Origin of the sequence: Paenibacillus qinlingensis (assembly GCF_013204845.1) — a bacterium.
In the GTDB taxonomy this organism is placed as follows: Bacteria; Bacillota; Bacilli; order Paenibacillales; family NBRC-103111; genus Paenibacillus_E; species Paenibacillus_E qinlingensis.
In genome coordinates, this window is record NZ_JABMKY010000021.1 from 12,318 (window position 1) to 28,388 (window position 16,071).

The following is a 16,071-nucleotide window of genomic DNA, read 5'->3' on the forward strand; positions in this document are numbered from 1 at the left end:
ATATAGAGGCAAAAAAAGAGGAAAAGGTAAGGAGAAACCCCGTGGTTACGGGGTTTCTCCTTTTTTGCCTTTCCCGCAAAGCGTGGATAAGAATTGGTCATTGTCCCTATGACTTACGATCAGGTACGATCGTTTCAAGCAAAACAACGAGATGCAATCGTACTAATGAGAGGTGATGACATTGTCACATAGTCAGGTGGAACAGTTTCAGAACGTGATGCCGAGTGGACTAGAAGAAAGAAAGACATCTAAGAAATCATGGGTACACGAGTGGCAGGTCGCGCTGAAGCGTGACAAATATCTCTATTTATTGGCAGCGCCAGGATTACTATTTTTCCTCATATTCAAGTATGTACCGTTATGGGGATTGCTGTTAGCATTTAAAAACTACTCTCCCTATTTAGGTTTCTGGGATAGTGAATGGGTGGGATTGAAGTACTTCCGTGAGTTTTTCACGAATCCCGATTTTATGATGTTGTTTCGAAATACGATGGCGATCTCACTTCTCAATATCGTATTTTTCTTCCCCATTCCCATTGTGGTCTCCCTGTTGCTGAATGAGGTGAAGAGTTTACCTTTTAAGAAAATCGTACAAACGGTGATCTATTTACCTCACTTCTTATCTTGGGTGATCATCGTCGGTATATGTTTCTTGATTCTCGGCCAAAGCAGCGGAGTCATTAACCAATTAATCGTCGAATTCGGCGGGCACAAGATTGAATTCCTAACGGAGCCTAATTATTTCTGGGCACTGCTCACGGCTCAAAGTATCTGGAAAGAAGCAGGATGGGGAACGATTATCTTTCTTGCTGCACTGGCCGGGATTAACTCAGAGTTGTATGAAGCGGCACAAATTGATGGCGCGACAAGATGGCAGCAGATGCGGAATGTTACCATTCCTGGTATCAAAAGCACGATCATTGTTTTGCTAATCCTACGTTTAGGCCAAGTGATGGATGTAGGTTTTGAACAAATTTTCCTCATGGCAAGCGGACCCGTATCGCAGGTAGCTGACGTATTTGATACGTATGCATATCGTGTCGGTATTCAACAAGGCCGGTTCAGCTATGCAACGGTTGCTGGATTATTCAAATCAGTTGTAGGTCTTATACTGGTTGTTACGGCAAATCGTGTAGCCAAGAAGTTCGGGGAGGAGGGACTGTACTAACATGGATAATCAGATGGGTTCCAAGATATTTAATGTCCTAAACTATACGGTATTAACGATAATCGGACTTGTTACCTTACTGCCTTTCATTTACGTTGTGATCATTTCATTTACGGATCCAACCGAGTATCTGACGAAGTCCTTAGTTCTGATTCCTGAAAAATGGAGCTTGTCAGCTTATGAATATATCTTCTCTACGAATGCTTTCGTTCATGCGATGGGCATAAGCGGCATATTAGCGGTGTTCGGTACCTTACTAAGCTTAATTGTTACAAGTGCTTTAGCCTATGTGCTCTCACGTAAACGGTTGAAAGGGAAGAAATTCTTCCTTGTTGCCATCCTAATGACCATGTTGTTCAATCCGGGCATGATTCCGAACTACTTGCTTGTAGATAGCCTAGGTTTAATGGATTCGATTTGGGCACTTATTTTGCCAGCGTTGACCAGTGCTTGGTACGTATTTTTAATGAAAAACTTTTATCAAGAAATTCCCGATGAACTAGAGGAAGCAGCTAAAATGGATGGTTGTTCCGATATCGGCGTGTTCTTCCGCATTATGCTGCCGATTTCCGTCTCGGCGCTTGCCGCTTTCGGGTTATTCTATGCTGTAGCTTACTGGAACACGTACTTTAGCGGGGTGCTTTATATCAATAGCGATAGCTTGCGTCCGTTGCAGGTACTCCTTCAAATGTTGCTCATTTCCGCATCGCAAATGGCTGATCCTTCGGTGGCTGCCATGCTGGAAAGTGAACGAACTGTGCCTCCACAAGTAATTAAAATGGCTGCAGTCGTGATCTCCTCCTTGCCGATTGTCATGGTATATCCGTTCTTACAGAAGTATTTCGTTAAGGGTATGATGGTTGGTTCCGTGAAGGGGTGAGCGCAACGTACCTGAGAGGGGTGATGCTGGGAAGTACTGGACATGCAGGTTAATCATTCTGATTGTATAATAACCATATAAACGGGAGGTCTTTACATGAAACCAATGGTCAAAAAATTGGCAGTACTCTTAACAGCAACGGGGCTAGTCGCTTCTTTAGCGGCTTGTGGTAAAGCGAATGAGACTGCGCCAGCAAGTTCAGCAGCGAGTACAACGGCGGCATCGGCTAAACCCGCTGCAAAACCAACCGATATTTCCATTACAACGCTAGCTTTCGCTGCAGCACCTACAGGTGAGTTGGAAGCCGTGAAACAGCTGAATGAGAAGTTAAATGTCAATCTGAAGTTAAATTGGATCCCAGCAGCCCAAATTACAGAGAAACTAAATGCGCTGCTCGCTTCACGAGATTTACCAGACGTGCTTTTCCTAGAAGATTTTAATTATACGCCTGCTTTCCTTAATGCGGTTGATCAAGGTGCTTTCTGGGATTTAAGTCCATACATTAAAAGTTATCCTAACCTAGCTAAATATCCAGATAACGTATATAAGAACGCATCTTTGAAAGGCAAATTGTACTCCCTGCCACGTGTAAGACCGTTGGATGGTCACGAGTCCATGCTGATCCGCAAGGATTGGTTGGATAAACTAGGTTTACAGCAGCCGAAAACGATGGATGAGTTGGCCAAAGTTCTCGAAGCCTTTGCATCGAAAGATCCAGACGGCAACGGGAAAGCGGATACCTATGGCGCTGTCCTTCCAGGAGCAAATGGACCTTCGAGCACGATTCTATCCATGTTTGGTACAGGCACAAAGTGGAAAGAGGAGAACGGCAGCCTGATTCCGTATTGGTATACACCACAGACCAGAGATGCGCTAGCTTTCTGGAATAAATCCTATAAAGCAGGCGGCATTCTGCCGGATTTCCCAGTTCTTAAGGCAGCTCAAATTAAAGATATGCTCGTCCAGAGTAAAGCTGGCGTAGCGTTCGCGAACGTGGTGGATGCCTATAAATACAATGTGGAATTGCAAAAGGTAAATCCGCAAGCGAACCTCATTGCTGTTGAAATACCAAAAGCGCCAGATGGCAAGTTCTATTATGAGCAAGCAAGTGGTTATTATGGACAATTCCTAGTCAACAAGAAATCCGTTGATGAAGCGAAATTGAAGAAAATTCTAGAAGTTTATGATTACACGGCTACGGTTGAGGGCTACAATTTGGCTACTTACGGTATCAAAGATGTTGACTTCACAGTCAAGCCTGACGGAAGCGTAGAACAAACTGAAGAAGGTAAGAAAAAAGGATATTCCGGCGATACGACAGGTCAATGGGTAACGGGGTACTTTGATAAGTATACAAGAGCCAAAACAGCGGGTATGCCAAACGAAATTTACCAAGCAAATGTAAAAGTAATCGATACCATTTCCTCCATTCCAGATCCAACTTACGGGTTGATGAAGTCCGCACCATTTAAAGAAAAGGGAGCAGACTGGGATAAAAAGGTGAATGATATGATGGTCAATGTCATTGTTGGCAAAAATTCGCTAGAGGATTGGGATAAACTCGTGAAACAATTTAAAGATGATACTAGTTTCCAACAGCACATTAAAGAAACGAACGACTTTTACAAAGAGAAAGCCAAATAAGTGTGATGAAATGAAAGGACCCGATCGTGCCTGTTGATGGCGTGGTCGGGTTTCTTTTAAAAAAGAAGGGTGATTCTGGTGAGCGAGTTGAAATTATGGTACCGACGGCCAGCTGAGAAGTGGGTAGATGCTCTTCCCGTAGGTAATGGCAAGCTTGGGGCTATGGTATTCGGCAACGTACAGCAAGAACGGATTCAGATCAATGAGGATTCCCTCTGGTATGGCGGCCCCAAGAGGAGGGAGCAACCCGATGCCTATAAGCATCTTGCAGAAATTCGCAGGCTTATGTTCGAAGGTAAGCCACAGGATGCCGAGTATTTGGCACGGATGGCGATGACACCAGGCCCCAAATATGTTGCCCCCTATCAAACACTGGGTGATATAAACCTATATTTTCGACAAGTACATGGTGAAGCCATAGACTATATACGTGAATTGGATTTGCCGACAGGCGTCGCTAAGACGTCTTATGCCATCGACGGGACTAATTATCACAGGGAGATCTTCGCAAGTGCTAGGGATCAGGTGCTTGTTATTCGGTTGAGCGCAGATCGACTGGGAGGAATTAGTTTCTCTGCTAATTTGAGTCGTCGGCCCTTTGAGGGCACATCAGGAAAAGAAGATGCAGAAAGCATCGTCATGCAAGGGCAATGCGGGCCGGATGGCGTGCATTATGCGGCGGTTTTGAAGGCTGTAGCAACAGGTGGTAAGGTGCAGGTTATTGGTGATTTCGTCTCTGTGGAGGAAGCGGACAGTGTTACGTTGTATGTAGCTGCGGCCACTACATTCAGACATCAAGATCCCCTTGACGTGTGTCGATCACGAATCGACGCTAGTAGGGTCAAAGGGTTTGAGGCCATTCGTGAGGATCATGTGAAGGATCATCGTTCCTTGTTTGAACGTGTTGTATTGGAGATTGAGGATCCCAATGAAGCTGATGTAGCGGCTTTGCCGACCGATGAAAGGTTAGCTAGGGTCCAGAAAGGCCATGTAGATCACGGGTTGATTTCGCTATTTTTTCAATATGGCCGCTACTTGCTTATGGGGAGTTCACGACCAGGCTCGCTGCCTGCCAATTTGCAAGGCATATGGAACGAGAGTCACACACCGCCTTGGGAAAGTGATTTTCATTTGAACATCAATTTACAAATGAACTATTGGCCAGCAGAAGTAGGCAATTTGGCTGAATGTCATGAGCCTGTCTTTGATCTGATGGATCGACTTGTGGAGAATGGGCGTAAAACTGCCAAGGAGATTTACGGAGCTAGAGGTTTTGTGGCACATCACGCTACAAATCTTTGGGCGGAAACAGATATTTGCGGTACGTATGTTCCAGCTATTTTCTGGCCGATGGGCGGGGCATGGATGTCTTTACATTTATGGGAGCACTATCGCTTTGGCAGGGATAGGGATTTTCTAGGTGCAAGAGCGTACCCGATTATGAAGGAAGCTGCGCTGTTTTTCCTTGATTTTCTCATCGAGGATGAACAAGGTCGTCTAGTCACGGTTCCTTCTCTTTCGCCGGAGAATACGTATCGATTGCCGAATGGCAATGAAGGCGTTCTAAGTATTGGGCCATCCATGGATTCGCAAATCATCCATGCCCTTTTGGCAGCTTGTATAGAGGCCGGGGCAATTCTAGGCATAGATAAGGACTTTCTTGAAGAACTGGAGCAAGTAAGGAAGCGATTACCCGAACCCGCTATCGGCAAGCATGGTCAATTAATGGAGTGGGCAATGGATTATGAGGAAGTGGAACCCGGCCATCGCCATATTTCACACTTGTTTGCTTTACACCCAGGCGAGCAGATTACTGTTCATCATACGCCGGAGTTAGCAGAGGCAGCTCGTCGAACGCTGGAGAGACGACTTGCACACGGCGGTGGCCACACAGGTTGGAGTCGAGCGTGGATCATCAACTTCTGGGCAAGGTTGCACGATGGCGAACAGGCCTACGCCAATATCATGGAGCTGCTTGGTCATTCCGTGCATAAGAGTCTGCTTGGTGACCATCCACCTTTTCAAATTGATGCCAACTTTGGGGGCACGGCTGCGATCGCTGAGATGCTCCTGCAATCCCACAGGGATGAAATCTTGCTTCTACCCGCCTTGCCAAAAGCATGGCGTCATGGCCGAGTTAGCGGCTTGCGTGCGCGTGGCGGCTTCGAAGTTGAGATTGGGTGGCAAGATGGTCAGCTGAAAGAAGCGGTGCTGGTTGCCACGCAGGATGTCTTGTGTACGATCCGCAGCAAATCATCCCTTATGATCATTAGGGAGGAAGGAGATGAGCTGGTGGTGAACACTATAGGTGGAACAGTTTATTCTTTTAAGGCAGAGTCAGGGGCAAGGTATTTGGTTCGATGCGCAAATAGAGACTTTGCAATTCCTTCTATATCGAAATGAGGAGAGAACGAAATGGTGAAGAAACCAAGTCTCACGTTCGTCGTCTTGACAGATACTCATATTACAGCCACTTTAGAGGGGGCTGAAGCCCAGAATTTAGATCGGGCGCTCAAAGATATTGTGGCAACTTCCCCAGATTGTCATGGAATCATGCATGTCGGTGATATCACGGACAATGGGGAGCGAGCGGAATTTGAAATCATGGCACAGATTTGGAAAGCTAACATGGAGGGGCTGCCGCCCATCTATTTTACTTACGGCAACCACGATGTTCGTTGGAGAGATCTGGATAAGCAGATGTCGTTATTTACAGAACATACAGGGATTCATCATGCTTATTATGATGTATGGTTGGAAGGGTATCCTTTTATATTCCTTGGCACAGAAATTGGTCTGAAAGACTGCGCGTACTTATCCGAGACCCAGCTCAGGTGGTTGGATCAAAAGTTGTCCGAACATGAAGTGACGGAGAAACCGGCATTTATTTTTGTTCATGAGCCATTATTGAATACGGTTGCAGGGTCCCAGAGTGAGTTTGGCTGGAATGGGATTAGGCAGGACGCGGAATTAAAGATGATTTTAGCCAAACACCCGCAATCCATTGTCTTCACCGGTCACACGCACTGGGAGCTGGGCGCCAAGGAGACGATGTACAACAGGAAGTATGCGACCTTGTTTAATGCGGCTTCTGTCGCTTATTTATGGACGGATGACGACGTGTTGAAAGAGGGTTCACAGGGTTTTTTCGTCGAAGTCTACGAGGACAGGGTCATTGTAAAAGGAAGAGATTTCACTTCGAAATCGTGGGTGCCTGATGCGCAATATACGGTACACCTGCCAGTGGCCATTCCGGTTGTGGATCTGACGGTAGATCCGGATTGTACGCTCCGTAATCCTGCCATGAAAATGAACAAATCGGTCTTTCAGCCCTATGAACAAATTGAGGTTGCTTATGTCGGTTCGCTAAGAGAAGATGCCTTTGGCATTTATCTAAGAGGAGCTAAACCGAGTGAGACTGAACCGATTAGTCCTATTGTCTCCGTGCAAACCAAGACGTTCGGCCAACCAGATGGCAAGTTGATTTTCAGTGATCTGGATCTTCCAATTGGCAGTTACGATATGATTTATTTGGGTGAAACGCTGCATACGGAACTCACTCGGTTGCCTTTCGATGTAGTGGCAGAAGCAAAATAAGCAAAGACGATATGATGACATGTGAGGAGCAAATAGCAAGATGGCAGTTTCTATAGAAGAAGCAGTGAAGGTAGTTCCCACTCCACGCCAATTGGCTTGGCAAGAGATGGAGTTTTATGCGTTTATTCACTTCGGTATGAACACATTTACGGGGAGACAATGGGGATTAGGTGACGAGAATCCTCAGTTATTTTATCCAACGGCTTATGATGCTGCACAATGGGTGGAGTCCTGCCGATTAGCAGGAATGACAGGTGTCATCCTGACGTGTAAGCATCACGATGGATTTTGTCTGTGGCCGAGTGTTTACACGGATCATTCGGTCAAATCCACCACATGGCAGGATGGGCAAGGGGATGTTGTAAGAGATGTAGCCGAAGCTTGCCGTGCTCAGGGTTTAAAATTTGGTGTATATCTATCCCCATGGGATCGGCACGAGCCTAGTTATGGGGATTCCCCTTTATATAACACCTATTTCCAAAATCAGTTGCGCGAGCTTCTTACGAATTATGGTGAGATTTTTTGCGTGTGGTTTGATGGTGCTTGCGGTGAGGGTAGCAATGGGAAGATGCAGGTGTATGACTGGGAGGCTTCCTATCGAATTATTCGTGAATTGCAGCCGAACGCAGTCATTAACATTTGTGGACCTGATGTGCGTTGGTGCGGCAATGAAGCTGGTCATACACGTGAATCGGAATGGAGTGTCGTGCCTGCTGCTCGCAGGAATATCGAGGAAATTCAAGCTGAATCACAACAAGATGATGATAGTGCCTTTTCACAAAAAATTAATGCGGATACAGAAGATCTGGGGAGCCGTTCTGTTTTGGCGGAAGCCAATCGAATGATTTGGTACCCAGCCGAGGTGGATGTATCGATCAGGCCCCAGTGGTTCTACGATCCTGCTGACGACGATAAGGTGAAGACGGTTGATGAATTGATTGATCTGTACGAGAGTACCGTTGGCGGTAACAGCGCGCTTCTACTGAACATTCCACCGGATCAACGTGGGCTTATTCATGAGACAGATGCACGGCATCTGCGTGAATTTGGGCAATGGCGCCGAGCTACCTATGGGCAGGATCTAGCTGTAGGAGCGAAGGTGTGGGCTTCCCAAACAAGGGATAGGAGTGTTGATGCGGGGAATCTAACCGATGGTCAGTCCGATTCGTATTGGTGTCCTCCGGAAGGAATTGAGCAGGCTGAGCTTGTTATGGATCTTGGGAAGGAAATGACCTTTGACCGTATTGTATTGAAGGAGTATATCCAATTGGGACAACGGATTGAACGCTTCCAGTTAGCCTACAAACAAGGAGATGAGTGGGTAAGCTTGTATGCAGGCACAGTGGTCGGCTATAAAAAGATCTGCAGCTTCCAACAGGTGAGCGCGAGATACATTCAACTGAAAGTGACCGAATCGCGTATCAATCCCACATTAGGCAGCTTCGGTGTGTACTGCAGTAAATAAGTTAAGACGAAGGATAGCCCGACATGCCCATTGCGGACAAAGTCGGGCTTATTTATCGTTGAGTTGAGGCGATTACAAGTTAGGAAATAACCTCTCTGGTAGTTTGCCTTCCCAAGAAGCGGGCGCATCCAGTCCGAGTGCATGGGCGACGACGGTTGCTGTGTCGACAATGTTGACATTGTCGAGCTTGGTGCCAGGTGCGATGCCAGGACCTGTGCAGCTCCAGAAGATGGTTTTGTCTAAAGGATGATCACTGCCATGATTAAAAGCATTTTCACCGCCACCGCCGTGATCGGTGACGGCGATGATGAGGCTATCTTTTAGAAGATCAGCCTGTAGGAGTGCTTCTAGAATAACGCCGGTCTGACGATCCGACTCTTCAATAACGCGATGCTGCTCTGGCATATTGTACCCGTACTTATGACCAGCGGCGTCGGGGAGATCGAGTTGCACATAGAGCAGCTTGAAATCCGGGTTTTCATGTATGTAAGCAGCGATGGCTTGGACGAGCTCATCATCAGGCATTGAAATTGTATGAACACCGATGGAAGACTCAATAATCCCATCGTTGATGGGCTTCCAGGCGCTGTAGGCTGCTAGCTTAGCAAGTGGGAATGTTTCTCTAGCAACTCGGAAAATAGACGGATAGGGCGAGTCGTCGGGGAAGGTTTCTACCTCTGCTTTGGTATTCGTAAGCCCATGTTTCACAGGATCAACTCCGTGCAGCAGCGTCCCCCAACACTCCGCGCTGATCGTAGGTGATGCGGTTTGCGCTTCAAGCGTGGAGGCACCAGCCTCAAATAAACGATCTAAATTCGGGGTATGCGCATCACGGACAAAGTTGCCGGCGCCATCCCAACCAATAATAATGACACGTTGATAGGTGCTCATCACTGTTCCTCCCTTTTTTAACCCCAGAAGCTGATAATTAATATCCCTAATAAAATGAGAATAGAGCAAAGAATGCGTAATGTGCCTTGTTTCTCTTTGAGGATAACGATGCCTAGAGTGGTGGCAAAAACCGTCCCAATTTCACGCAGTGGGGAAATATGGGCAACAGGTGCGTATTTCATGGCGAAGAGAAATAATAAATACGATGCTGGATTGAGAATTGCGCCGAGAGCAATCGTTTTGAAGTTTATTTGCCACTCTCTGCGCAGTTGTTTGGATGCAAGGACAAGCGGTGTGAGCCCTGCGACGAATCCAATATTCGTTACTTCTAATAAAGCGATAGGCGAGATATGTGCGAGATTCAGCTTATCGACAAGTACGTAGCAAGTCGTGCACAGCCCTACACTAAGCGCCATTAGGAAGGGTTTAACGGATTTGACAGACGTCTGTCCAGAAGATCGCAAACTTGTGAAGATACCGCTGAGCAACAGGAACCCAATGACCATGCACAGCAGTCCCGTCCATCCGAGTAGCGATAAGGATTCGCGTAGAAACAGGACACCGACAATCGGGATAAATAAGGTATTGGTACCTCTCATAATCGGATAGATTTGCGAGAGATCCCCCATATTATAGGTACGCGAGAGCAAGAGGGCATACACAGCTTGTAAAGCGGCGGAAAGTAAAAGTAGTCCATATGCAGATAAAGTTAAGGGAGTGAACCATAATTCTTTGATCAAATAAGGAAGCAGGACAACGGTGGTGACCATGATGATGGACCATAGGAAGACGCCTTTGTTCAGGCTGCTTTTGGTAAACAAACTCCAGATGGCATGGGCAAGTCCTGATGCAATAACGAGAAAAATTGACGCAGTTAACAAGTGATCAGCTCCAAACGTAAGTGGGGTTATAGCGTTGGTTGGTGTTCGGGTTGATCACGGATGACGGTGCCGTCAGCGAGTCGAATCCAGGTGTCGAACGAACGCTCACCTTCACGGAGGCGAATCATTCTGGCACCGCGGTGAAAGCCTTCTTTGCCATAGGTATTATAGCCCGTCGCTCTGCCATAGCAGAGGCGAATTCCATGAAGCTCGCCCCAATAATCGTTGATGTGGTCATGTCCACAGAAGGTTCCAACGACATTGCCCATTTCAACCATAGCAGCGAATAATCCTGAATTCACGTGAGCGCAGCAGACATTTTCGTGTTTATTCCCATAGCATGTCGCACGTTCCCACACGTGCCCGTACTCGGGAAGCGGGATATGGAAAAAAGCGAGTGCAGGCAGTTCGCGCTGCTCGTTACGGGACTGTTCGGTATACCAGCCGATTTGATCATGGCGAATCCAGTCATAACCTGGAATCTGGGAGACAGTTGAGTGACTTCCGGAATCAAAAAAGTATAAGTTCGCTGCAGACTGTCCGTCATGGCCATGCAGGGAGAGACGGTAGTTGCCAACGCCGCTAATCTCCTCGGGTCCAGGTTGAGTCACTGAATACGGATAGGTGAGGACGCTGTCCATGAGTTCTTGTCTTGTGATGTAGTTTTCAGTATCGTGATTACCAAATACCACGGCCCATGGGATTTTGCGAGTTTCAACAGCTTGAACGGCGTCGCGGAACGCTTGAAGTGGCTGCTCGCAGTGCGGTTCACCTTCGGAAACAGGTCCTGTATAGATGACATCACCTGTAAAAACGACGAGATCAGGTTGCTCTGCGTCGAGTACTTCTTCCAAGAGTCGGAGGGTTTGTTGATCCTTACTTAGTCCATCTTTCCAGTGTAAGTCTGTAAACTGAGTGATCGTAAACGTGCGATCCTCACGAAAAGTCAGCGGTTGCTGCTTGAACATGATTATAGCCTCCGATTTGAATAGGGATTGTGGAATCTTGTTGAATCAATGTGAAGTGTTGTTGTTTGTTGCCAATTGTAAACGGGTTGGGCAAACCTGTCAACGAGCAATTTTTGTGGAGGAGGGGGGAGCGGGTTATCCAGATTGACACACCTAGCGCGAACACCTAAACTAATGAAAACAACATAAAACAACAACATCTATTAGATATCGGTCATAGTAGGAGGCCATTATGTCATTAACCTATGAAGATCGCAGGTTGACGATTCTTCATCATTTGGAAATGGAAGGGAAAGTACAGGTGCATCATCTGTCTGAGCTGCTTACCGTTTCGACGGAAACAGTGCGTCGGGATTTGGACCGTTTGGAAAAGGAAGGCAAACTGCGCAAGGTGTATGGCGGCGCCGTCAAAATGCGCATGGAGATGGTCGAGCCTCCCTTTCTGAACCGCGTGCAAATGATGAAACCAGAGAAGGCAGCGATTGGGCAATTAGCAGCGTCCCTCGTCCAGGATGGGGAAACGATCATGCTGGATAATGGGACAACCACGATTGAAATCGTCCCCTTTTTGAGCGACAAGACGAATGTGACGTTAATTACGAACTCCATCCCGATTCTTAATCTGGCGATGGAAACGTTTCGTGGACGTATTATTTTTGCTGGCGGAGAAGTCAATCAAGAATGTCGGGCTGTGACAGGTACACTCGTCGATCAGCTGCTTGATCAATTTAAAGTAAACAAAGCGTTTATTTCGGCTGGCGGCATCTCGCTCACGGATGGGATAACTGATTTTCATTTGGCTGAAGCGGTAATCTCACGCAAAATGATGCAACGAGCGGAAGAGTGCATTCTCGTTGCAGATCACAGTAAATTCGGCCTGTCTACATTTGCTAGAGTTGCGAAGTTGGAGGAAATCTCTATGCTGATTACCGATGTCGGCTGCCCGATAGAGTGGGTGGATACGATTGAGGGGCTTGGTATTGAGGTGCGGATAAGTGAGTGAAGTTTGGTGTGTGGGTGAGTAGGGAGTAGGGTAAAGGGTAAAGAGTAAAGGGTAAAGAGTAAAGAGTAAAGAGTAAGAGTAAAGAGTAAAGAGTAAAGAGTAAAGAGTAAAGAGTAAAGAGTAAAGAGTAAGACAGAGAAAGGCCAATAGGAGGAACGGTAACCCGTTCTCTTATTGGCCTTTCTGCGTAATCGCTGCTGAGGGGACTGCGAATTCGAGTTAGTCGGTTTTACCGACTAACTACTCGCCAAGGGAGGCAAAAGAGCCCGAGTTAGTCGGTTTTACCGACTAACTACTCGCCAAGGGAGGCAAAAGAGCCTGAGTTAGTCGGTTTTACCGACTAACTACTCGCCAAGGGAGGCAAAAGAGCCTGAGTTAGTCGGTTTTACCGACTAACTCCTCGCCAAGGGAGGCAAAAGAGCCCGAGTTAGTCGGTTTTACCGTCTAACTACTCGCCAAGGGAGGCAACAAGCGGCAGTAAGTCGAAAAAATCGACTTACACCTGCCCAATCGCATAACCTACTGTACCGTATGGTGCTTCGGCCGGAACTCGCTTGGCGACTGCCCCGTCCAGCGGCGGAATTGCCGCGAGAAGTGGCTGGCAGATTGAAAGCCAAGCTTATCGGCAATATGGTTCATCGACAAATGCGTCGTAACGAGCAATTCTTTGGCTTGCTTCAGTTTCAGCTGGCTGACATACTGGCGCGGTGATAAGCCGTACACCTTGGAGAACAGCTTGCTGCACTGGCTGCGGCTCATGTTGAGCTCTTTGGCGATGCCCGCGACGGAGGCTTCCTCGCCGAGACCAAGCGATAGCTTCTCCTCGATCGCGTGGGCGACGTCAGTTGAGAACAACGACGCATCGCAGTTCGTTGTACTCGTACTTTCACGCGTAGTTCTCAGTTCGGTATGCTGCTGGGCGCGAAGCAGTGCAAGCACATCATGAATGATGAGCAGCGTATAGGACTGCAGCAACAGCTTATCCTCGAAGAGCAGCTGCGGCGACTCAGCCTGCTCGGCTGAACGTTGCTCTAACAGCTGATTGCGCTGCACAACAGCTTCTAATTCTCCTACATAGCTGCGAAGCTTGCTCGTGGAGGCTTCCTTTTGACGGATCAGCTGGAAGGGGGTTGCCGCTAGCAAACTGCGAATTTCCGCATCGTCCAGATCGAAATGGACGTTGAAATAACCATAATGAACAGCTGACGGGTTGGCGGATTGATGTCGAACACCAGACTTAATAAGCAGCCAGTCGCCTGCGAACATGGTAATCGATTGGCGATTGATTTCATGCAAGACTTCGCCCTCCGAGCAATACAGCAGCTCAAATAAATGATGATGGTGTCTCGGATAGGCCCATCCTGGGGGCTGCAGACCAAAGTGACAACCGATGACCTGCAGCGTCTGAATCATATTTGGAAAACGGTAAATATCCCTATACAAATCCTCCACGCAGATTGCCTCCCGTAGCGTTTGATTAGTGGTACTGGTGCCCCAGTTAGCGATTGTTTTGTTGAATTTTGATGTTTCTATCATAGCATTATTGGCACATTTGGTATAGAACATGCGCCATTTGGCAATTGAGTAGGACGGCATGAATCAGCGATGATGAGAAGAGAAGAAAAGTCCACTTATACGCACATTCGGAGGGATTATCGTGGCTATTTTAACAGCAGGAAACAAGCAATTTTTACTAGATGGGGAGCCCATTCAACTCATATCAGGAGCTATTCATTATTTTCGCGTAGTGCCATCCTATTGGGAAGACCGTTTATTGAAGTTGAAAGCATGCGGTTTTAATACGGTTGAGACGTATTTACCTTGGAATTTGCATGAACCGAAGGAAGGCGAATTCAATTTCAGCGGCCTCGCGGATGTGGAGGCATTCGTAAAGTTGGCTGGAAACCTCGGTCTACATGTGATTGTGCGGCCTAGCCCATACATTTGTGCGGAGTGGGAATTTGGTGGGTTGCCGGCGTGGCTGCTACAATACCCCTCAATGAAATTACGCTGTATGGACGCTATGTATTTGCAAAAAGTAGATCAATACTACGACGAGTTGATTCCTCGTTTGAAGCCGCTTTTGAGTACGAATGGCGGGCCGATTCTAGCGGTGCAAATCGAGAATGAATACGGCAGCTACGGAAATGATACCGCGTATTTAACTTATTTGCGAGACGGCTTAATTAGCCGTGGTGTGGACGTGCTGCTGTTCACCTCAGACGGCCCTGAGGACGGTATGCTGCAAGGTGGAACAGTGCCGGGAACGCTGGCTACAGTTAATTTCGGCTCACAGCCGGAAGAGGCTTTTGAGAAGTTTCGTCAATATCGCGAGGATGAACCGCTTTTTTGCATGGAGTACTGGAACGGTTGGTTTGACCACTGGCTGAAGCCGCATCACACGAGGGACGCTGGTGATGTTGCAGACGTGTTTGATCGGATGCTCCGAGCGGGTGCCTCGGTCAATTTCTATATGTTCCACGGTGGAACAAACTTCGGATTCTATAACGGTGCTAACTACCAAGAGAAGTACGAAGCGACAATTACGAGCTATGATTACGATTCACCCTTGTCTGAATGCGGGGATGTAACGGAGAAATTCAGCGCGGTGCGGAAGGTGATTGCGAACTATTTGGGTAAAACAGAATCTGATCTTCCAGCGCTGCCTGCCCCTATTCAGAAGAGAAGCTATGGGCAAATTGCTTTGACGCAAAAGGCTGATTTGCTGGAATCATTGGCTTATCTGACAAAACCAGTTGAGCGTACCTATCCGGTGTCGATGGAGCATCTAGGACAAGATTATGGCTTCATCGTCTATTCGACGCGGGTGTCCGGACCACGTGTGGGTGAAAAATTGCACATCCAAGAGGTACACGATCGTGCGCAAGTCTTCTTGAATGGCGTGTATCAAGGGACGGTAGAACGCTGGGATCCACGTCCACTCCAGATGGACATTCCTGCTGAAGGCGCGAAATTGGATATCGTCGTCGAGAACATGGGACGCGTCAATTATGGTCCGCGTCTCCGTGATTGCAAAGGCATTACTGAAGGCGTGCGAATGAATAACCAGTTCCTTTTTGACTGGACGATATATCCACTCCCACTAGACAATCTAGCGGTAATTCCGTTCGGGCATGAGGGGGCGGCGGTTGAGACAGAGGTTGGGGAAGACAGTCACGGTATAGGAACGGACACAGCTCACGAATTTGTAGATCGTCCGACCTTCTATCGTGGGGAATTCCTTGTAGATGAAGCAGGAGATACGTTCGTCAAGTTGGCAGGTTGGTCCAAAGGCGTCGTATGGATCAATGGCTTCAACCTCGGCCGCTACTGGGAAAAAGGCCCGCAAAACACGTTGTATCTGCCAGCTCCTCTACTAAAAGTAGGGCGCAATGAAATCATCGTATTGGAGCTGCACCACAGAGAGAATACCAGCATTGAACTGACAGATACGCCTGATTTGGGTTAATACACGGGATTTGAACAAGCACCTTCGGCTGCAATTGCGGCTGGAGGTGCTTTTGCTTACGATCTACGAATGCAAAGGATTACAAAAAAGCAGCACCGATACGGA

At 47.4% G+C, this 16,071-nt stretch carries 12 protein-coding genes; 8 read left to right on the forward strand and 4 right to left on the reverse strand.

The features are described from left to right. The first annotated feature begins 217 nt into the window (after positions 1–217). The 6 genes from HQN88_RS28010 to HQN88_RS28035 all read left to right on the forward strand — a co-directional run bounded on the left by HQN88_RS28010 (position 218) and on the right by HQN88_RS28035 (position 8,754). The gene (locus HQN88_RS28010) at positions 218–1,168 is read left to right on the forward strand and encodes an ABC transporter permease (protein ID WP_173118912.1); all 951 of its coding nucleotides are present in this window, start codon (positions 218–220) and stop codon (positions 1,166–1,168) included. 1 nt (position 1,169) lies between these two features. Continuing rightward, entirely contained in the window at positions 1,170–2,048 is an 879-nt protein-coding gene (locus HQN88_RS28015) for a carbohydrate ABC transporter permease (protein ID WP_173118727.1), read from the forward strand. A gap of 96 nt (positions 2,049–2,144) precedes the next feature. Beyond that, a complete protein-coding gene (locus HQN88_RS28020; protein ID WP_173118729.1) occupies positions 2,145–3,692 on the forward strand; it encodes a type 2 periplasmic-binding domain-containing protein in 1,548 nt (515 codons plus the stop codon). A gap of 78 nt (positions 3,693–3,770) precedes the next feature. Next, entirely contained in the window at positions 3,771–6,095 is a 2,325-nt protein-coding gene (locus HQN88_RS28025) for a glycoside hydrolase family 95 protein (protein WP_274319046.1), read from the forward strand. Positions 6,096–6,107: 12 nt separating this feature from the next. Further along, the gene (locus tag HQN88_RS28030; protein ID WP_173118733.1) at positions 6,108–7,289 is read left to right on the forward strand and encodes a metallophosphoesterase family protein; all 1,182 of its coding nucleotides are present in this window, start codon (positions 6,108–6,110) and stop codon (positions 7,287–7,289) included. A 40-nt stretch (positions 7,290–7,329) separates the two neighbouring features. Continuing rightward, positions 7,330–8,754 carry an alpha-L-fucosidase gene (locus tag HQN88_RS28035; RefSeq protein ID WP_173118735.1) on the forward strand — a complete coding sequence of 475 codons (1,425 nt, stop codon included), beginning with the start codon at positions 7,330–7,332 and terminating at the stop codon, positions 8,752–8,754. Between the two features lie 72 nt (positions 8,755–8,826). Here HQN88_RS28035 and HQN88_RS28040 read toward each other — a convergent pair whose 3' ends face one another. From HQN88_RS28040 to HQN88_RS28050, 3 genes are read right to left on the reverse strand one after another with little or no spacing between them, the layout of a single operon-like run. Continuing rightward, on the reverse strand, positions 8,827–9,645 hold the full coding sequence (locus HQN88_RS28040; RefSeq protein WP_173118737.1) for an alkaline phosphatase family protein: 819 nt from the start codon (positions 9,643–9,645) through the stop codon (positions 8,827–8,829). A gap of 17 nt (positions 9,646–9,662) precedes the next feature. Then, positions 9,663–10,526, reverse strand: a complete 864-nt coding sequence (locus HQN88_RS28045) for an EamA family transporter (RefSeq protein WP_246320502.1) — start codon at positions 10,524–10,526, stop codon at positions 9,663–9,665. 26 nt (positions 10,527–10,552) lie between these two features. Continuing rightward, positions 10,553–11,494 (reverse strand): metallophosphoesterase family protein, encoded by a 942-nt coding sequence (locus HQN88_RS28050; protein WP_173118739.1) that lies wholly within the window; start codon positions 11,492–11,494, stop codon positions 10,553–10,555. Between the two features lie 232 nt (positions 11,495–11,726). Here HQN88_RS28050 and HQN88_RS28055 point away from each other — a divergent pair, with 232 nt between their 5' ends. Then, the gene (locus tag HQN88_RS28055) at positions 11,727–12,497 is read left to right on the forward strand and encodes a DeoR/GlpR family DNA-binding transcription regulator (protein WP_173118741.1); all 771 of its coding nucleotides are present in this window, start codon (positions 11,727–11,729) and stop codon (positions 12,495–12,497) included. A gap of 519 nt (positions 12,498–13,016) precedes the next feature. On the opposite strand, the gene HQN88_RS28060 is transcribed toward HQN88_RS28055, so the two are convergent. Next, a complete protein-coding gene (locus tag HQN88_RS28060) occupies positions 13,017–13,949 on the reverse strand; it encodes an AraC family transcriptional regulator (protein WP_274319049.1) in 933 nt (310 codons plus the stop codon). Between the two features lie 205 nt (positions 13,950–14,154). Between HQN88_RS28060 and HQN88_RS28065 the strand changes: the two genes are divergently transcribed. Continuing rightward, on the forward strand, positions 14,155–15,966 hold the full coding sequence (locus HQN88_RS28065; RefSeq protein WP_274319050.1) for a glycoside hydrolase family 35 protein: 1,812 nt from the start codon (positions 14,155–14,157) through the stop codon (positions 15,964–15,966). Positions 15,967–16,071 lie beyond the last annotated feature (105 nt).

Bases quoted from the DNA above. Each gene is read 5' to 3' on its own strand.
- HQN88_RS28010 (WP_173118912.1), top strand. From the start codon at position 218: ATGCCGAGTGGACTAGAAGAAAGAAAGACATCTAAGAAATCATGGGTA.
- HQN88_RS28015 (WP_173118727.1), top strand. From the start codon at position 1,170: ATGGATAATCAGATGGGTTCCAAGATATTTAATGTCCTAAACTATACG.
- HQN88_RS28020 (WP_173118729.1), top strand. From the start codon at position 2,145: ATGAAACCAATGGTCAAAAAATTGGCAGTACTCTTAACAGCAACGGGG.
- HQN88_RS28030 (WP_173118733.1), top strand. From the start codon at position 6,108: ATGGTGAAGAAACCAAGTCTCACGTTCGTCGTCTTGACAGATACTCAT.
- HQN88_RS28035 (WP_173118735.1), top strand. From the start codon at position 7,330: ATGGCAGTTTCTATAGAAGAAGCAGTGAAGGTAGTTCCCACTCCACGC.
- HQN88_RS28040 (WP_173118737.1), bottom strand. From the start codon at position 9,645: ATGAGCACCTATCAACGTGTCATTATTATTGGTTGGGATGGCGCCGGC.
- HQN88_RS28050 (WP_173118739.1), bottom strand. From the start codon at position 11,494: ATGTTCAAGCAGCAACCGCTGACTTTTCGTGAGGATCGCACGTTTACG.
- HQN88_RS28055 (WP_173118741.1), top strand. From the start codon at position 11,727: ATGTCATTAACCTATGAAGATCGCAGGTTGACGATTCTTCATCATTTG.